The sequence below is a fragment of the Actinospica acidithermotolerans genome (assembly GCF_018139625.1).
In the GTDB taxonomy this organism is placed as follows: Bacteria; Actinomycetota; Actinomycetes; order Streptomycetales; family Catenulisporaceae; genus Actinospica; species Actinospica acidithermotolerans.
Genome location: NZ_JAGSOH010000087.1, coordinates 1 through 15,856 on the forward strand (window position 1 = coordinate 1; position 15,856 = coordinate 15,856).

General features: G+C 70.9%; 11 protein-coding genes and 1 pseudogene. 6 read left to right on the forward strand and 6 right to left on the reverse strand.

Going from position 1 to position 15,856, the window contains the following annotated elements; all coding sequences use genetic code 11:
• Positions 1-107: 107 nt before the first annotated feature.
• The 4 genes and pseudogenes from KDK95_RS24360 to KDK95_RS24375 all read right to left on the reverse strand — a co-directional run bounded on the left by KDK95_RS24360 (position 108) and on the right by KDK95_RS24375 (position 7,033).
• Positions 108-2,873, reverse strand: coding sequence for a bifunctional YncE family protein/alkaline phosphatase family protein (locus KDK95_RS24360; protein ID WP_212520600.1), 2,766 nt, complete (start codon positions 2,871-2,873; stop codon positions 108-110).
• A gap of 11 nt (positions 2,874-2,884) precedes the next feature.
• On the reverse strand, positions 2,885-4,249 hold the full coding sequence (locus KDK95_RS24365) for an ABC-2 transporter permease family protein (protein WP_212520601.1): 1,365 nt from the start codon (positions 4,247-4,249) through the stop codon (positions 2,885-2,887).
• 320 nt (positions 4,250-4,569) lie between these two features.
• Positions 4,570-5,505 (reverse strand): annotated as a pseudogene (locus KDK95_RS24370) (ABC transporter ATP-binding protein); the annotation flags it as partial.
• A gap of 265 nt (positions 5,506-5,770) precedes the next feature.
• Complete coding sequence (locus KDK95_RS24375; protein WP_212520602.1) at positions 5,771-7,033, reverse strand: tetratricopeptide repeat protein; 1,263 nt, start codon at positions 7,031-7,033, stop codon at positions 5,771-5,773.
• A 207-nt stretch (positions 7,034-7,240) separates the two neighbouring features.
• Here KDK95_RS24375 and KDK95_RS24380 point away from each other — a divergent pair, with 207 nt between their 5' ends.
• Entirely contained in the window at positions 7,241-8,692 is a 1,452-nt protein-coding gene (locus tag KDK95_RS24380; RefSeq protein ID WP_212520603.1) for a GNAT family N-acetyltransferase, read from the forward strand.
• An 80-nt stretch (positions 8,693-8,772) separates the two neighbouring features.
• A complete protein-coding gene (locus KDK95_RS24385) occupies positions 8,773-9,939 on the forward strand; it encodes an RNA polymerase sigma factor (RefSeq protein ID WP_212520604.1) in 1,167 nt (388 codons plus the stop codon).
• A 29-nt stretch (positions 9,940-9,968) separates the two neighbouring features.
• Here the strand turns inward: KDK95_RS24385 and KDK95_RS24390 are convergent, their stop codons facing one another.
• Positions 9,969-10,604 carry an FMN-binding negative transcriptional regulator gene (locus tag KDK95_RS24390; RefSeq protein WP_212520605.1) on the reverse strand — a complete coding sequence of 212 codons (636 nt, stop codon included), beginning with the start codon at positions 10,602-10,604 and terminating at the stop codon, positions 9,969-9,971.
• A gap of 225 nt (positions 10,605-10,829) precedes the next feature.
• On the opposite strand from KDK95_RS24390, the gene KDK95_RS24395 reads away from it, so the two are divergent.
• On the forward strand, positions 10,830-11,639 hold the full coding sequence (locus tag KDK95_RS24395; protein WP_372463382.1) for a class I SAM-dependent methyltransferase: 810 nt from the start codon (positions 10,830-10,832) through the stop codon (positions 11,637-11,639).
• Positions 11,640-11,683: 44 nt separating this feature from the next.
• Here the strand turns inward: KDK95_RS24395 and KDK95_RS24400 are convergent, their stop codons facing one another.
• Entirely contained in the window at positions 11,684-12,130 is a 447-nt protein-coding gene (locus KDK95_RS24400) for a DUF6508 domain-containing protein (RefSeq protein ID WP_212520607.1), read from the reverse strand.
• Positions 12,131-12,176: 46 nt separating this feature from the next.
• On the opposite strand from KDK95_RS24400, the gene KDK95_RS24405 reads away from it, so the two are divergent.
• The 3 genes from KDK95_RS24405 to KDK95_RS24415 all read left to right on the forward strand — a co-directional run bounded on the left by KDK95_RS24405 (position 12,177) and on the right by KDK95_RS24415 (position 15,811).
• A complete protein-coding gene (locus KDK95_RS24405) occupies positions 12,177-12,878 on the forward strand; it encodes an HAD family hydrolase (protein WP_372463381.1) in 702 nt (233 codons plus the stop codon).
• Between the two features lie 59 nt (positions 12,879-12,937).
• Positions 12,938-13,639, forward strand: a complete 702-nt coding sequence (locus tag KDK95_RS37865; protein ID WP_212520609.1) for a (2Fe-2S)-binding protein — start codon at positions 12,938-12,940, stop codon at positions 13,637-13,639.
• A gap of 354 nt (positions 13,640-13,993) precedes the next feature.
• Positions 13,994-15,811 carry an FAD-dependent monooxygenase gene (locus KDK95_RS24415; RefSeq protein WP_212520610.1) on the forward strand — a complete coding sequence of 606 codons (1,818 nt, stop codon included), beginning with the start codon at positions 13,994-13,996 and terminating at the stop codon, positions 15,809-15,811.
• The last annotated feature ends 45 nt before the right edge of the window (positions 15,812-15,856 follow it).

Genomic DNA, 15,856 nt, shown 5'->3' on the forward strand with positions numbered 1-15,856 from the left:
AAGCTGCGACCCGCAACTCCAGCCGAACCAACTCCCCCTCACCACCCACCAACAGAAGGTGCCCGGCCGGGTTCACCGGCCGGGCACCTCACTCAACTTTCGATCGATCAGTTGGTGTCAGCGGACGGGAGGTATGCGCCCGGGACGTCGTTGGGGGCGTAGATCTGCTTGTCGCCCGGGTACGGCTTGGTCCAGTCGGTGGTCTGGTAGTAGGTGTACCGGTTCATCTGCTCCGGGTTCGCGTAGTCCGGCACGGCGTTCTTGCCGGTCAGGTGCTGCTGGGCCGCCCACGCCTTCCACTGCGCGGCGACGGACTGCTCGGCGGCGGGGACGGTGGTGGCGGCGGCGTTGGCCTTGGCTACGGTGGCCGCGGTCTGGCCGGCCGGGACGTTGGCGCCGCAGCTCGGGGTCGGCGAGACGCCGAGGGTGAGCGAGGTCTGGTTCGGGACGGCGGTGAACGGGGTGTAGTTCGGCGTGGAGGTGAAGGCCGAGTACATCGGGGTGGCCGCGGCGTCGAGCTGGTTCATCGGGTGGATGCCGAGGATCTGCTCGATGGTGCGGATCATCGTGATCTGCGAGTAGTAGTGGTCGTCGACCACGCCGTGGTTGGCGTACGGGCTGATGACCTCGACCGGGGCGCGGTGGCCGTCGACGTGGTCGAGGCCGGCCTGCGAGTCGTCCTCGACGACGAAGATCGCCGAGTCCTTCCAGTACTTGCTGTGCGAGATCGTGTCCACGATCTGGCCGACCGCGAGGTCGTTGTCCGCGACGGCGGCGGCGGGGCTGGCGGTGCCGCCGGTGTGGTCGTTGGAGAGCCAGAACATGTTGAGGGCGGCCGGGCCGCTCTTCTCGAAGTCCTGCTTCCAGATCGCGGCCTTCCAGGTGTCCGGCACCGCGTTGTCGAACTGCGGGAACGCCGGGTCGGTCACCGCGTTGAGCGACGGGATCGCCGAGCCCTCGGTGATCGGGTACTGGCTCGCGGCGCCCGCGTTCACGGCGCCGGTCTCGCAGTAGTAGTTCTGCCAGGTGCCGTCGGCCGGCTTGTTCTCGATGGAGTCGAACTCGCCGTAGTCCTTGACGGTCTTGGCGGCGGCCTCGGCGCCGGTCCAGATGAAGCCGGAGGACTGGTGGCCCAGGACGTCGTTCTCCGTGTCGTAGCTGCGGGTGTACTCGCCCGCGCTGGACTCGGTGTACTCCGGGTCGTCCGCCTGCATCAGCCAGTTGTGGCCCTCGGCGGAGTTCGTGCCGGTGTCGTAGAAGTTGTCGTAGAGGCCGAACTGCTCGGCCAGCGCGTGCTGGTTCGGCGTGACGGCCTCGCCGTACTGGGTCAGCGCGGAGTCGCCGTTGCCCTGCGCCATGTCGCCGAAGACCTGGTCGTAGGTGCGGTTCTCCTTGACGATCAGGAACACGTGCTTGATCGTCGAGGGGGCGCCGATCTCGGTCGGGACCGGCACGGCCTTCTGGTCGCTGTAGTCCGAGGCGTACTTCACGGAGTTGCGGGTCCAGCCGTTGTACTGGAAGACCTTCTCCGTGTACTGCCGGATCTGCTGGTCGCTCGGCAGCGTGAAGCGGGTCAGGCTGCTCGTGGTGTCGTGCGTGTTGTGACCGACCGTGTACTCCGGGGGGTTGCGCAGGGCGTCGATGCCGCGCGTGTTGGCGACGACGATCTGGTTGCCGACGGTCGCGACCTCGGCCGGGAAGTAGTCGGTCGGCAGCAGGCCGACGTAGCTGGCCGGCTGCTGCGGCTGGTTGGAGAAGCGGTAGACGGCCACGGCGTTGGCCCGGCCGAGGGTCACCAGCAGGTGCCCGTCGGAGGTGAGCGAGATCGCGGTGGGCTCGTAGCCGATCGAGGCCTCGGGCCACGGCTGGGTCGAGATCGTCTGGACGACGCGGTTCTTCCTGGCGTCGATGACCGAGACGGTGTCGCTGTTGGTGTTGGCCACGAAGACCGTGTTGCCGGAGGCGTAGACGGCGGTCGGGTGCAGGCCGACGGAGATGCTGCCGACGGCCGCGGACGCGTTCGTCGTGTCGATGACGCTGACGGTGCCGGTGGTGGACGAGCCGGTCTGGCCGTTCGCCACGACCTCGGTGCCGTACGAGTTCATCGTCGTGTCGCTGGACGTGGCGGTGCGGCCGCCCTCGTTGCTCACGTAGAGCTTTCCGCCGACCAGGACCATGCCGCGCGGGGCGACGCCGGTGTTCCAGGTCTGCGTGACGGCGTCGGTGGCCGTGTCGATGGCGACGACCTTGTTCTGGCCGTTGACGGCCGCGTACACGGTCGAGCCGTCGGCGGAGAAGACGGCCTTGCCGGACAGGGCCTGCTCCGAGCCGCTGGCCGGGATGGTGACGTCGACGGGGTTCGCGAGCGTGCCGTCGGCGTTGACGGTGAACTTGGTGTAGCCGTTCGCGCGGCTCATCCACAGCGACTTGCCGTCGGGCGAGTAGGTCGGCGAGGTCTGGCCGACGTCGTTGCCGCTGATCTTCAGGTCGGCGCTGCTGGAATCGCCGATGACCTGCACGACCTGGTACGTCCTCAGGTCGATGATGACCATGGCCTCGCCGCCGTCGGCCACGGTGGCGGCGACGTGCGTGCCGTCCGGGCTGACGACCGCGCCCATGATCTTGCCTTGGTTGATGACCAGGCGGGTGCCGATCGGGTTGATGTACTGATCGCTCGAGAGTACTTCGCCCTTGTTGGTCTGCTGGCCGACCTGCTGGGTGCCGAACTGCAGTGTGGACGCCGAGCCGACGCCGGCACCGGTCAGGACGAGCGCGGCAGCGACGGCGCTCACCTTGACCATGCGGCTGCGACCCAGACCGGCCGGGCGGACGAAGGCCGACCCGTTCGGCAGTTTGCGGCGCGTTACTTGCATCGAGGTTTCCTTCAGTGAGTAGGAAGCAGATCGATGTTTCCGTCGAACTGCCACAGCGGGTTCGGCACATCCCCGTCGGAGGTGTGCACCAGGAAGTAGCCGTTCACTTCCTGCGGTCCGTCGCCGTCGGCGATGAACCGCCCGTTCGCGTTGACGTCGAGCTGGTAGACGGCCTGGCCGGTCAGCGAGACGCCGGGGACGTGCCAGGAGACGGTGCAGCGCCAGTCGTTGCCGGGCCCCTCCTGCGCCGTGAGCCCCTCGCTCTTGACGCAGGAGGCGGAGGCCGCCAGCTGCGCCTCGGTGACCGGCGGCCGGTTCAGCTCCTGCTCCTGCAGCCGGTAGAGGTGGGCGAAGGCGGTGGCCACCGACTGCTGGATCTTGCTCTGGTCGATGCCGGAGCCGGAGGCGCCGGTCGCGGCGGCGAGTACGCCGATCGTCGCCAGGAACACGCCGGCCATCGGCAGCACGCCCAGCGTCAGGGCCCTGCGGCCGGTGCCGTCGTTGGTGAGGTTCGTGAAGTCGCGCCGGACGAACAGCGTGTAGGCCAACGCGGTCGCGACGACCGCCCAGACGAGGCTGACGGCGATGCCGATCAGCAGCGGGCCGAGTTGCTGGGGCTCGTCGAACAGGCCGATCCAGGAGATGAAGGCGTAGCCCGGCAGCGCGAGTCGCACCACGACGGGCAACGGCAGCATCTGCGCCACCTGCATGCCGAATCCGGCGATCATCGGCAGCAGCAGGCCCATCGGCGAGCGGCCCATCGCGACGGAACCGAGCAGGCCGATCGCGGCGAGCGCGAGGGTGGGGGCGAGCGCGCAGACCCAGGCCATCAGCACCCTGACGGCCGCGTCGCCGGGGGCGAGCGAGTGGCCGTCGACGCCGATCAGGGGCTTGTCGCCGACGGCGAGCAGCCCGCCGACCACGCTGGAGACGAACAGGCCGGTGACCAGCAGCAGGATCGCGGTGAGGCTGGCCACCGCCTTGGCCGCGAAGATCCGCCGCGGCGAGCGGACGGCGACGAGCAGATGCCGCCAGGTGCCGAGCCGGTCCTCGGAGGCGAAGACGTCGCCGGCGACGAGGGACGTGATCAGCGGCAGCGCCCAGGTTCCGGCCGCGCCGAGCGTGACCAGCGAGCCGGCCCACGCGGTCTCGTGCATCCAGCGGCCGAACAGGGTGTCGGAGGGCAGCGTGGCCTGCTGCTTGATCCCGAAGATCAGAATGCCGGGGCCGATGAGGCACAGGATGATCAGCAGCCGTATCCGCCAGGGCGAGAACTGCTTGACCAGCTCGAAGCGGAGCACGCGGCCGACCGGCACCGGCCGCGCGGCCTCGGGCGCATCCGGGGACGTCGGGGTCTCGGCGACGGTCGCGGTCATCGCGCGGCCTCTTCCTGCTCGGTGAGGACGGGTTCCTGCTGGGCGACGGCGGGCTCCTGCGCCGGGCCGGCCGCTTCCTGTTCCGCGAGGGCGGTCTCCTGCTGGGCGACGGCGGGCTCTTGCTCGGGGCCAGCCGCTTCCTGCTCGGCGAGGGCGGGTTCCTGCTGGGCGACGGCGGGTTCCCGCTCGGGGCCGGCCTCTTCCAGTTCCGTGAGGGCGGGATCCTGCCCGGCGTGGGCGGCCTCCTGCTCGGGGCCGGCCGCTTCCAGTTCCGTGAGGGCGGTCTCCTGCCCGGCGTGGGCGGGCTCCTGCGCCGGGCCGGCGTCTTCCTGCTCGGTGAGGGCGAGGAACGCGGCTTCCAGCGGCGAGACGAGCGGAGCCAGTTCGCGTACTGCGATGCCGGCGCGTACGACGCGGGCCACGAGGTCGTCGAGGGCCGCGACCTGCGCGCGGACCACGATGATCTCCTCGTCGCCGCGTGCGACGGCGTCGGAGTCGTCCACCACGGCGACTCCGGGCGTCTCCGACGCGACAGCGCGGGCGGCGGGGGTGTCCGAGGTGCGCAGCCGGTAGTCGAGCACGCGGCTCTCGTCGGAGAGCTTGTTCAGCGGGCCGGAGAAGACGACGCGGCCGGTCGAGAGGATGGTGACCTCACTGCACAGCGCCTCGAGGTCGTCCATCCGGTGGCTGGAGAGGATGACGGTGGCGCCGCCCGCGGCGAGCCGGTTGAGGACGCCGTGCACGTGCTTCTTACCAGCCGGGTCGAGGCCGTTCGCCGGCTCGTCGAGCACCAGCAGCCGCGGCTTGGTCAGCAGCGCGGCGGCCAGGCCGAGCCGCTGCCGCATGCCGAGCGAGAAGCCGCGGACCTTGTCGTCGGCGACCTCGGTCAGCCCGACCTCGGCCAGCGCCTCGTCGATGCCCGCGCCGCGCGCGTCCCGGTGCCGCAACGCAGCGAGCGCCGCCAGGTTCTGCCGCGCGGTGAGGGTCGGGTAGAGGCCTGGTCCGTCGACGAACCCGGATACACCGTACGGAGCGGACAGGGCGCGGCCGACCGGGGTGCCGAGAATCTCCAGCGTCCCCTCGTCGGCGACGGCAAGCCCGAGCAGCAGGCCGAGCAGCGTGGTCTTCCCCGCCCCGTTCGGCCCCACCAACCCGTGTATCTGACCCTGCGCCACGTTCACATCGATATGGTCGAGTGCCACGACATCACCAAAGATCTTGGTGATCCCGCGGCCCCGCACCGCGATCGTCTCCATGAGTCCCTCTCTGAGCGCGGCTTAAGCCGGCTCTCAGGAACCTAGGGACGGCGTATGACGCACAGCCTTGATTCGGCTGAATGGTGAGGGAACGCCAGCGAACCTTGGGGAGATGCGAGACCCGCCCCGGTCGGATGAATCCGATCGGGGCGGGTCGGTGAACGGAGGCCTAACGGCTAGTGGAGCTGCGAATTCGTCTCCCACGGCACGAGCTTCAAGGAGCTGGAGCGCCGGGTCGCCGCCGGCACAGACGCCTGAGCCGCTTCTACGCGTCCTCCTCTTCCTGCTCGAACTCACTCCGCGTCCACGGCGCACCTGGCTTTTCGCGCTCCGCCACCCAGCCCGGCGGCAGGTCGGCGAGCGCGGCGAGTTCGGGGTGCAGTTCGATAAGGCACATCATGCAGGCGACAGCGGCGTACTCGGGTTCGATCGGGCTCACGGCGTCGAGCGCCTGCCACCAACCGTCGTGGTCGTGCGTGACGCGACTCGGCGGCTCCGCTCCCGTCAGCAGCGTGCGATGGGCGACCACGCCGAGGTTCGACGGGAACGTGCCGCCTTCGAACGGCCACTCCGGGTGCGGCTCGACTCCCTGGTGGCCGTGGCCGTGGGCGTGTCCGGGTCCGTCGTCAGAAGCGCTCTCGGCGCCCGGCAGGTCGCCGGGGTCGAGGCTGCCAAGCTTCTCGCGCAGATCACGCCACGTACGGCCCGCGCCGTCGGCCGCCCAGCGATCGAGAACACCCTGCGCGGCCGGTGCGTCAGGGGCGGCCAGCAGCAGGCCGTGATCGCCAGCCGACGCGGCGTCGGGGACCATCTCAACCCTTCCCTCGCTCTCGCTGCGGCGGTGCAGGACCATACTCGACATCGACTCGACCGCGAGCCCCGCGGCCTCCGCCACATCGCTCAGCGCTTCGAGATCGGCCGCCTTGCCGCACGACACGCTCACCTGAAACGTCGCCTTGTCGGACGGCTTCCAGAGCAGCAGTTCGTCGAAGACGGGATACCGCTGGCCGTCCACGACTCGCTCGCCGTTGGGCGCGCCATCGTGCACGACGATCTCGCCGAACCGCCGGTCGGTGAACGGAATCGACAGGACGCGGGCGCGAGTGGGGCAGATGCGCCGAACCCACACGACCTCGGGCCGCGGGCCGACCAGGCGCACACATGCGGTGCCGAAGTCGCCCTCGATCTCGCCGTCGCCGGCCGGAAGAGTGATCCCGTAGTCGGTCCACGCCTGACGCGCGACCGTCCAGTCACCCTGGATCGTCGCGGCGATCGCGAGGTTCCAGAACGCCGGATCCCCCTTGCCGGGCTCGGACCGCGCGGCAGCCTCACGGCCGAGCTCGAAGGCCTTCGCCCAGTTGCGCTGGAACTTGAACGCGAGCGCCGCGTCGAACCACCATTCGCCGCTCTCCGGCTCGTCCGGGCACAGCGCAAGCAGCTCCTCGTAGCGCGCCGCAGCCACATCCCACTGCTCGGCATCCCATGCCGCCCGCGCCTGATCGAGTAGTGCCATCTCGTTCGCTTCCACGCCGTCCCGCCCTCGTCCAGCCTCAAGATATCCGTGCAGGACACCCTAGATCACCACTCCGACACCAGGCATTCGCGCGGACTCTGTCGGCTCGCACCACTATCGGCCGATCAGGCTTCGTCGTCTGGGTAAAGCACTGGATCGACGACATCGACTGGTGGAACATTCAGCCCGACGACGGATAAGCGGTTACCGGGGAGATCACGCATGTCTGGATTGGAATCGTTCTCCGCTCGCTCGCTCTCGCGGCTGCTCGACGAGCACTGGGGCCTGCCTGAGGCCGAGATCACCGCGCATGAGGGCGGGATGAGCTCCTTGACGTGGGTCGTACGGCATGGTGGTGAGCGCCGGCTCGCGAAGGCTGTCTCGGCCGAGCGGTACGGTCGGCGCTTCGCGGCGGGGCTTGCCGCGGCCAGCCGGCTTACTGAGGCCGGGATTCCGGCCGGAGCTCCGGTTCCCGCGAGTGACGGCGCGCTGACCGTCGAGTACGACGGGACGGCGCTCGCGTTGCTGTCGTGGGTCGACGGAGACGCCGTCGAGCAGAACACGACCGAGGGTATGCGGCTGATCGGCAATACTCTGGCACGCGCGCATCTCGCGCTCGGGAGCTCCCCGGGGAAGCCGGACATCGAACCGCGGCACGACCCTTCACGCCTTTACCTGGGCGTGCGTCCGTGGATCCGGCCCGCGATCGCTTCGGCGCACGCGGCGGTCGAAGCACTGGATCCCGAAACGCTGACTTGGGGTCCCCTGCACGGCGATCCGGCGGCTGAGGCATTTCTTCGCGACCCCGCCTCGGGGGAGGTCGGCTTGATTGATTGGGGCGCGTACACCGTGGGGCCGCGTGTGTTCGATCTCGCATCCGCCGTGATGTACGCGGGCAACCTCGATCGTGCACGGCCGTTGATCGAGGCGTACATCGATGCGGGGGCCTTGAGCGGGGCGGAGGTGGATCGAGCGCTGCCCGCGATGCTCGGCTGGCGGTGGGCGAGTCAGGCCTATTACTTCGCGTACCGGATCGCGGCCGACGACAGGACCGGGATCGCCGATCCGGCCGAGAACGAGCGAGGGCTCGCGGATGCGAAGGCCTACCTGGCGCCGCCGGAGATCCGCGCGTATGAGGCCGCTGACGAGAATGAATGGGTCCGTTGCCGGGCAGTCGCGTTCCTCGACACCTCCTACTACGACGCGGTCGAGCCGGTTAAGCCGACGGTCGAGGCCGACGAGGTCATCGACCTGGTTGCCGTCGATGACGGTCATATCGTTGGAATTCTGGATATAGCCGTCCGAGGTGACCTGGCCACGATCGAGACGCTGTGTGTGCACCCGGAGTATCGGCGGCTTGCGATCGCTACGCGGCTTCTCTGGGAAGGCATCGCACGGCTCGAACACACGCCGGCCCGTATTCTCGACGCGTGGACCAGGGAGGACCGGGCGGCGTTGGAGTGGTACGCGGCGCGAGGATTCGTCGAGGCGGAGAGCTTCCTGCACGTGTACTCGGGATTGGGCGCGGAGAACACGGCGCGGATGACCGAATTCCGTGCTCCCTACCGGCCGATTCTGATCTTCGCGGCGGCGCCTCGCGAACATGAGACGAAGGCCAGGGCCGAATTCCAGCGCGTTTATGTGTGCCGACGGTTGTTGCGGCAGCTCGCGTAAGGTGCGGGCGACTGGTCGGGGATAGACGAGGGATGGTATCTGTCGTCGGGTGAAGCTCTGTATTGCTAGGGTGCTTCGCCATGGAGAGTGTGGGGCTCGACGCCGGCGCGGAAAGGGCGCGCCCGGATTTCGGGGCGTACTTCGCCGAGTATCACCGCGAAGTGTGCACGCTGGCGTACCGCCTGTGCGGCGACCGGGCCGTGGCCGAGGAGGTCACGGCGGACGCGTTCGCCGAGGCGTGGCGGGTGTGGGACGAGCTGACCCGCGACGATGCGCCGCCCGCCGAGGAGGCGATGCGCGAGATCGTCGCACGCCTCGTGGAGGGGCGGGCCCGTGGTGCCGCGCGTAAGCCGGCGGCGGCCGACGGGGTCGTACGGGCGGACAGCGGACGGATCCGGGCGCTGCTCGCCGAGCGCATAACCCTGATACCTCCGCAGGACGCGCCGACGGTCCTCATCCCGCGCATCGCCGACCTCGCCGAGGAGGGCTCGGCGGACGAGGATTCCGCCACGCGGTTCCGGCGGCCGATGGTGCTCAGCGCGGTGGTCGGGGTGGGAGCACTCGCGGTGATCGCGGTGATCGCCCTGGCCGCCTCCGGCGGTACCAGCGCCAAGACCTCGAACCAGTCGCCGCTCTCGCTGGCGGCCACCGGCACGATCGCCTCGGCGGTGCCCGGATCGGTGACGAACAGCGCCGTTGCGAGTGGCAGCGCATCCGCTTCGGCTTCGGCGAGCCCGAGCCGCTCCCCCAGCCCGTCGCCCTCGCCGACCCGCACCGCCAGCGCGTCGGCGTCGGCCACCACCGCCACGTCGGCCGCAGCGACCGCGGCCGCGGCAGCTGCGACGACGAGCGCTTCGGCGCCCGACGCGCTGTCCGTTGCCACGGGCGTGACCGGCGGCAACAGCTCCTGGACCGAGCTGAACGTCTCCACTACGGTCAACCAGACTCTCAGCGCACTGACGATCACGATCAATGTCGCCAGCGCCCCGGGCCTGCGCGCGGCCAGCGCCTGGAACTCCGGTGCGGGCGGGCAGTTCAGCGAGACCACGACTCAGAACAACGACGGTTCGATCACTTATACGTTCTCGCTGAACTCGGGTCAGCAGGTCGGCTCGGGCAGCAGCATCTCGTTCGCCGCGCAGTTCAGCCACAACAACCGCGGCTGGTCCGCGTCCGCCGACACATACGCCGTCTCCGCCACGGTCGCCTCGTCCGGGGCGACCGCGAGCTACGGCGGCTCGTTCTAGGCCGCCGTAACCCGGCGTAGGCACCATCCCTAACGCTTGCCCTCGGGCCGCGCCGCCTCCACTGCGTCGGCGTGCGCCCGCGCGCCGTCGCGCGCGGCACCGGCGATCACGCCTTCGATGTCCGCTGCGGGACGGTTTTGGCTGAGCTTCGCCTTGGCCTCGATGCGCGTGATGCGCACCTCGACGCCGACGATGGCGCGCAGTTGGCCGGCGAAGTAGTCGGCGGGCGCGTCGTCGGCGGACCAGGGGTGCTCGCGGCCCGCCTCGTGCCGGTCCGTGAGGCGGCGAACGACGTCTTCGACCCATGCGATGTCGTCGTGCACGATCAGCTCACCGTAGATGTGCGCGGTGACGTAGTTCCACGTCGGCACGACACGGCCGTGCTCGGCCTTCGAGGCGTACCAGGACGGGGTCACGTAGCCGTCGACGCCGTGCACGATGACGAGCGCCTCGCCGATCGCGGGGCGGCGCCAGTGGTCGTTGGCCCGTGCGACGTGACCGAGCAGCGCGCCGTGCTCGCCGCCGTGGTCGGGGTCGAACAGCAGCGGCAGGAACGTGGCGGCGAGACCGTCCTCGGTGGTCGTCACGAGGTCCGCGGCGCGCAGGCCGGACAGCAGCTCGTCGACCGTCTCCGGCGACGCGGCAAAGAACGCTGGCGTATACACGGACCCAGGGTAACCGCCGGGTCGAACCGCTATCACTTACCCGGTGTACGTGCGCCCGGCCTGCGGTGACCGATAGGGTCCGAAAGCCGGGTTGCGCTCGCGCGAGCGACAGGGACGAGGGCGGCCCCGAGGGCGACGACAGCGACAGCGGCTGCGACGACGACGAGGGCAGCGACGGCGACGAGGGCGGAAAACGCACGGGATGGGAGTCGGTGGATGGTGGACGTGGTCGACTTTGACGCGGCGGAACGGCGGATCTGGGCGGGGCGGGCCGAGGCCTTCCGGGACAGCTTCGCGAAACTCTGCGCGCACACCGCGCCCGCACTGCTGGACGTGGTCGGCGCAGGACCGGGCGTCCGGCTGCTCGACGTGGGCACCGGGATCGGCACGGTCGCGGCCGCGGCGTGCGCTCGCGGTGCCGCGGTCACGGCGGTGGATGCGGAAGACAGCATGATCGAGCTGGCGCGGCGCAACGCGCCGGCGGCGGACATCCGGCAGGCGGTGCTCCCCGACCTGCCGTTCGCGGCGGCCGGATTCGACGCCGTGGTGGCGAACTTCGTGGTCAACCACGTCGGGCGTCCGGCAGACGCCGTGGCCGCGATGCGCCGCGTGACCCGGCCGGGCGGCCGCGTCGCGGCGACGATCTGGTGCAGCCCGGCCGGCGCCGGCCACGAACTGCTCGATCGGGCCGTCGAGGCGGCGGGAGCTCACCGGCCCGCCGGCCTGCCGCGCCTCGACCCGCTCGAGGAGTTCCCGCGCACGCGCGAGGGCTTCGCCGAACTGTTCGCGGCGGCCGGGCTCACGGACGTGACCTGCGAGCCGATCAGCTGGGACCACCTCGCCGACCCGGAGGAGTGGTGGGGCGGCGCGGCGGCCGGGGTCGGACTGATCGGCCAGACGATCAGCAGGCAGGACCCGGACACGCTCAAGCGGGTCAAAGCGGCGTACGACGATCTGGCGCGCGAATACGCCGGACCGGATGGCCGGCTCAGGCTCCGCTACCACGCGCTGCTGGCCGGCGGCCGCGCCGTCTGACGCGCTCCGTCGACCACGCGGGCGGCGAAAAGGAGCGGAGCACGTCAGCGTTGCTGCGCTTCGTGCCGATCGTCGTACCAGGACGCGAGCGAAGCGATCACTGCCTGCAGGATTCCTTCGTCCAGAGCGCTCGCGATCATTCCGTCCCCGAATCGCTCACCTCGAATGATCGTGGTCGCAAGACGCACGGCGTCGGCCGGGCTCAACTGCCCGTCGGCGCCGAGCGACGGACGTTCGGCGCGCATCCACGGGTAGAGCGGCGTCACCGCGCCGACCTCACTCAATCGGCGGCACGCGGCATCGACCCGAGCGCCGTACTGCGGATAGCCGCCCGACCAGACGCAGTCGTCGTCCAGGTGCGGTTGGAGGCGGAAGGACTCTGCGAGTCCGGCTAGTGCGTGCCAGGCTTCGGCCTGCACGAGGTCGAGTGCGGCGAGGAGCGTGGCGTCGTCCGGATCGCTGCCCTCGGCCGCCGCGGTCATCGCAGTCATCGCAATACTCTAACGAGCACGAAGACCGACCGCGAAGAGTGCGAGGATGGCCCGCGTGATCACCGGAGTGATGTTCGACTTCTCGCAGACCCTGTTCCGCAGCGAGTCCACCGGGCCGTGGCTGGACGCCGGCCTCGCCCGCATGGGGCTCGAACTCCCGGCCGCGGAGCGTGACGCGCTGGCGGAGCGGCTGCTGGAGAACGGGGCGATGCCGGGCGGCCCGGAGCCGCGGCGGCTGACGGCGGAGCAGCAGGTGCAATGGGACCGGCGGGATCTGGACGCGGAGAGCCACCGCTCGGCGTACGAGGGGCTGACGCACGCTTCGGACCTCCCGGACCCGGCACTGGCGCGAATCCTGTACGACCGGCACATGGAGCCGGACGCGTGGCGGCCCTACCCGGACGCGGAGGCGACGCTGAAGGAGCTGCGCGAGCGCGGGGTGCCGGTGGCGGTGGTGAGCAACATCGGCTGGGACATGCGGCCGATCTTCGAACGATTCGGGTTCGACCGGCTCATCGACGTCTTCGTGCTCTCCTACGAGCACGGCGTGCAGAAGCCCGATCCGGCGCTCTTCCGCGTGGCGCTGGACGCCCTCGGCAAGTCCGGCCCGGAGACGGTGATGGTCGGCGACAATCCGCGGGCGGACGGAGGCGCGACTGCGCTCGGCTGCGCGTTCCACCACGTCGCCCCGATCCCGATCGAGGAGCGCCCCGAAGCCCTCGCCGCCGTCCTCGGCATGCTCGGCTGACCTGCGGGGGGGTGCGGCACGGCGCCTGCGCGCGTGACCGGCTGGATACGATGGGCCGCGTGTCGAACCGCCTGGCCGGCTTGGGCCCGTACTTCGCCGCCGACCGGCACCCGGCGGGCTCCGATCCGGGCGCGCCGTGGCGGTCGATGGCCGAACTGCTGGACACGCCGGACGTGTCGGCGGCCCGAGTCGCGGCGGTACGCGGCTATCTCGCGTCCGCGGGCCGGGTGCCGGAGGCGTCGGTTCCGGTGCGGGTGGCGGCGTCCGTCATGCACCTGGGTCTGGCGGCGCGCACGCTCTCGCCGCTGTTCGCGCTCGCGGTCATGGGACGGGCGATCGGGCCCGTCAGCCTGCGCGAACTGTACTGGCAGCCGGCCCTCGGCAGCACGTTCGCCCTCTCGATCCCGGAGGCGGCCGGTAGTTCGGGGGACGGCGCATCGCTCATTCCGCCGTCGGCGCTCGAACTGTGCCAGGTGGCGAGCGTGTTCGGACTCTCGCAGCGGGTGCTGCGCGGCAACATCGCCTCAGCGCTGACCGGGTCGCACACGGCGCTCGTCAGCGCTGAGCCGGGACTGGCGCGGCGAGCACGCGGGGAACTTGATCGCTGGCTGGCGCAGCCGCTGCTCGCCGACGCGTGGCACATCACGGGTGAAGGACGCTTCCAGCGCCGCAGCTGCTGCCTGATCTACCAGGCGGCGCCCGGCCGCAAGGGCGCGGTCTGCGGCGACTGCATCCTGCTGCGCCCGATCCTGCCCGACTGACGCAACGCCCTACTGACGCGCTGTCCGGCTGACGCACTGGGCGGCTGGCGCACATGGCGGCTGACGCACTGGGCGGCTGGCGCACATGGCGGCTGACGCACTGGGCGGCTGGCGCACATGGCGGCTGGCGCGCTGCGCGACCGACGCACGGAGCGGCTGAGATCCTGCGCGCGATTGTCGCACTGCGCGTAGTCGACCGCAGTCGATCCGCGACCATCAGAGTCCTTATCTGCTACCTGCAGAGACGCCGCTGCCCCGGAGAGCAACCCTTTGATCCAGACCATCGCCTGGTGAGGGCCGCGGCCGCTATCATTGCCCGTACACTCAGCCCGGCCACTGAAGGAGCGGATAGCGTTGCCGCCAGGACGGATCTCGGCCGCGGAGCCGGAGCGCGGGGCCTCGGGGCTCGATGCCGAGGTGGTGGTCGTCGGGGCGGGGCCGGTCGGCTGCTGGCTGGCGGCGGAGCTGCGCGCGGCGGGGGTGGACGCCGTCGTGCTCGAGGCCCGGGAGAGCCGGGTGGCCTGGTCGCGCGGGTTCGTCATCCATCCGCGCACGCTGGAGATCCTCGACTCGCGCGGCGTGGCGCGGCAACTGGTGGACGCCGGGCGCCGCCTGCCGAGCTGGCACTTCGCGATGGGCTCGCGGCGGCTGGATTTCGCCGTGCTGCCCACGGCCTTTCCCTTCGTGCTGATCCAGCCTCAGGCGCGCACCGAGGAGCTGCTCGAAGCGCACCTGAACGCGCACGGCGGGTCCGTGCTGCGCGGGCGGCGGGCCGTGGGGCTGACGCAGTATCCGGACCGGGTCGCCGTGCAGGTCCGGGACGAGGGCGGCGAGCGGACGCTGACCGCACGCTACGTCGTGGGCTGCGACGGGGCGCGCAGTTCGGTGCGGCAGGCCGCGGGGATCGGCTTCAGCGGGAACCCGGACACGATAACCGGTCCCTCCGCGCTGGTGGAGCTCGCCGACCCGCCGCCGCCGGATCAGTACATGCAGACCCGGGAGCAGGGCCAGTTCTTCGCGATCCCGCTGCCGGACGGCCGGTTCGTGGTCTCCACGATCGACCACGCCGTCATGCACGAGGTCGACACGCCGTGGACCGCGGAGATGGTGCGCGCGTCGCTGATCCGGATCACCGGCACGGACTACGGCATGCGGGAACCCGAGAGGGTCTCCACGCTCGGCAACTCCGCGAAGCAGGCGCACCGCTACCGCGACGGCAGGGTCCTGCTGGCCGGGGACGCGGCCCACGTGCACTTCCCGATGGGCGGGCAGGGCATGAACCTGGGGATACAGGACGCCCACAACCTCGCCTGGCGGCTGACCGCCGCGGTGCGGGCCGAGCGGGCCGGCGCGCCCGTCCCCGACACGCTGCTCGACGGGTACGAGGCGGAGCGGCGGCCGGTCGGCGAGCGGGTGCTGGAGGACGTGCGGGCGCAGATGGCGCTGGTCGCGGCGACGGGCGCGGACGGGGCCGCCCTGCGTGCCCGGTTCGACGCGCTGCTGCACGAGCACCCGGAGGTGAACCGGCAGTACGCGCTGCGGCTGTCCGGGCTCGACGTCCGCTACCCGGCGGCGGATGCGGTGGCATCGGCGGGGACTGCGGAGGCAGATGCCGAAGCGTCGGCGGGAACTGCAGAGGCAGATGCCGCGGCATCGGAGGAGGCTGCGAAGACTGCGGCGTCGGAGGAGGCCGCGGAGACTGCGGCGTCGGCGCCGGCGTCGGCTCCGGCGCCGGAGCTGACGGACGGAGATCCGCGGGTCGGCGCCCGGGTGCCGGACCTGGTGCTGGCGACGGCCGACGGCGAGGCCCGGCTCTACGACCTGCTCCGCGAGGTGGGGGCGGGGCGGTTCGTGCGGCTGCGGCTGGGCGACGGGTCCGCCGTCGGCTCGACGGACGTCGCCACCTCGACGTACGGCGTCGGCTCGACGTACGGCGTCGGCTCGGCGGACGGCGTCGGCTCGGCGGACGTCGCCGCCTCCACGGACACCACCGCCTCCACGGCCGGAACGGACGACGCGGATCCCAGCCGGACGGTGGCGGACATCGCGGCGCTGTCGGTGCGCGGTCCCGAGTGGGCGCTGCGCGCCGGCTGGGATCTCGCGGAGGCGGTGTTGATCCGTCCGGACGGGCACGTCGCCGGGATCAGCGCTCCCACGAGCGCGTTCGGCTAGCATGGGTCTGCTTTCCGGAGCCGCTGAGCGGATCATCGGCGCGGC

What these genes read in the sequence shown, in the direction of transcription:
- KDK95_RS24385 (WP_212520604.1), top strand. Translation starts at nt 8,773, where the DNA reads ATGGAGAGTGTGGGGCTCGACGCCGGCGCGGAAAGGGCGCGCCCGGAT.
- KDK95_RS24360 (WP_212520600.1), bottom strand. Translation starts at nt 2,873, where the DNA reads ATGCAAGTAACGCGCCGCAAACTGCCGAACGGGTCGGCCTTCGTCCGC.
- KDK95_RS24380 (WP_212520603.1), top strand. Translation starts at nt 7,241, where the DNA reads ATGTCTGGATTGGAATCGTTCTCCGCTCGCTCGCTCTCGCGGCTGCTC.
- KDK95_RS24400 (WP_212520607.1), bottom strand. Translation starts at nt 12,130, where the DNA reads ATGACTGCGATGACCGCGGCGGCCGAGGGCAGCGATCCGGACGACGCC.
- KDK95_RS24365 (WP_212520601.1), bottom strand. Translation starts at nt 4,249, where the DNA reads ATGACCGCGACCGTCGCCGAGACCCCGACGTCCCCGGATGCGCCCGAG.
- KDK95_RS24405 (WP_372463381.1), top strand. Translation starts at nt 12,177, where the DNA reads ATGGCCCGCGTGATCACCGGAGTGATGTTCGACTTCTCGCAGACCCTG.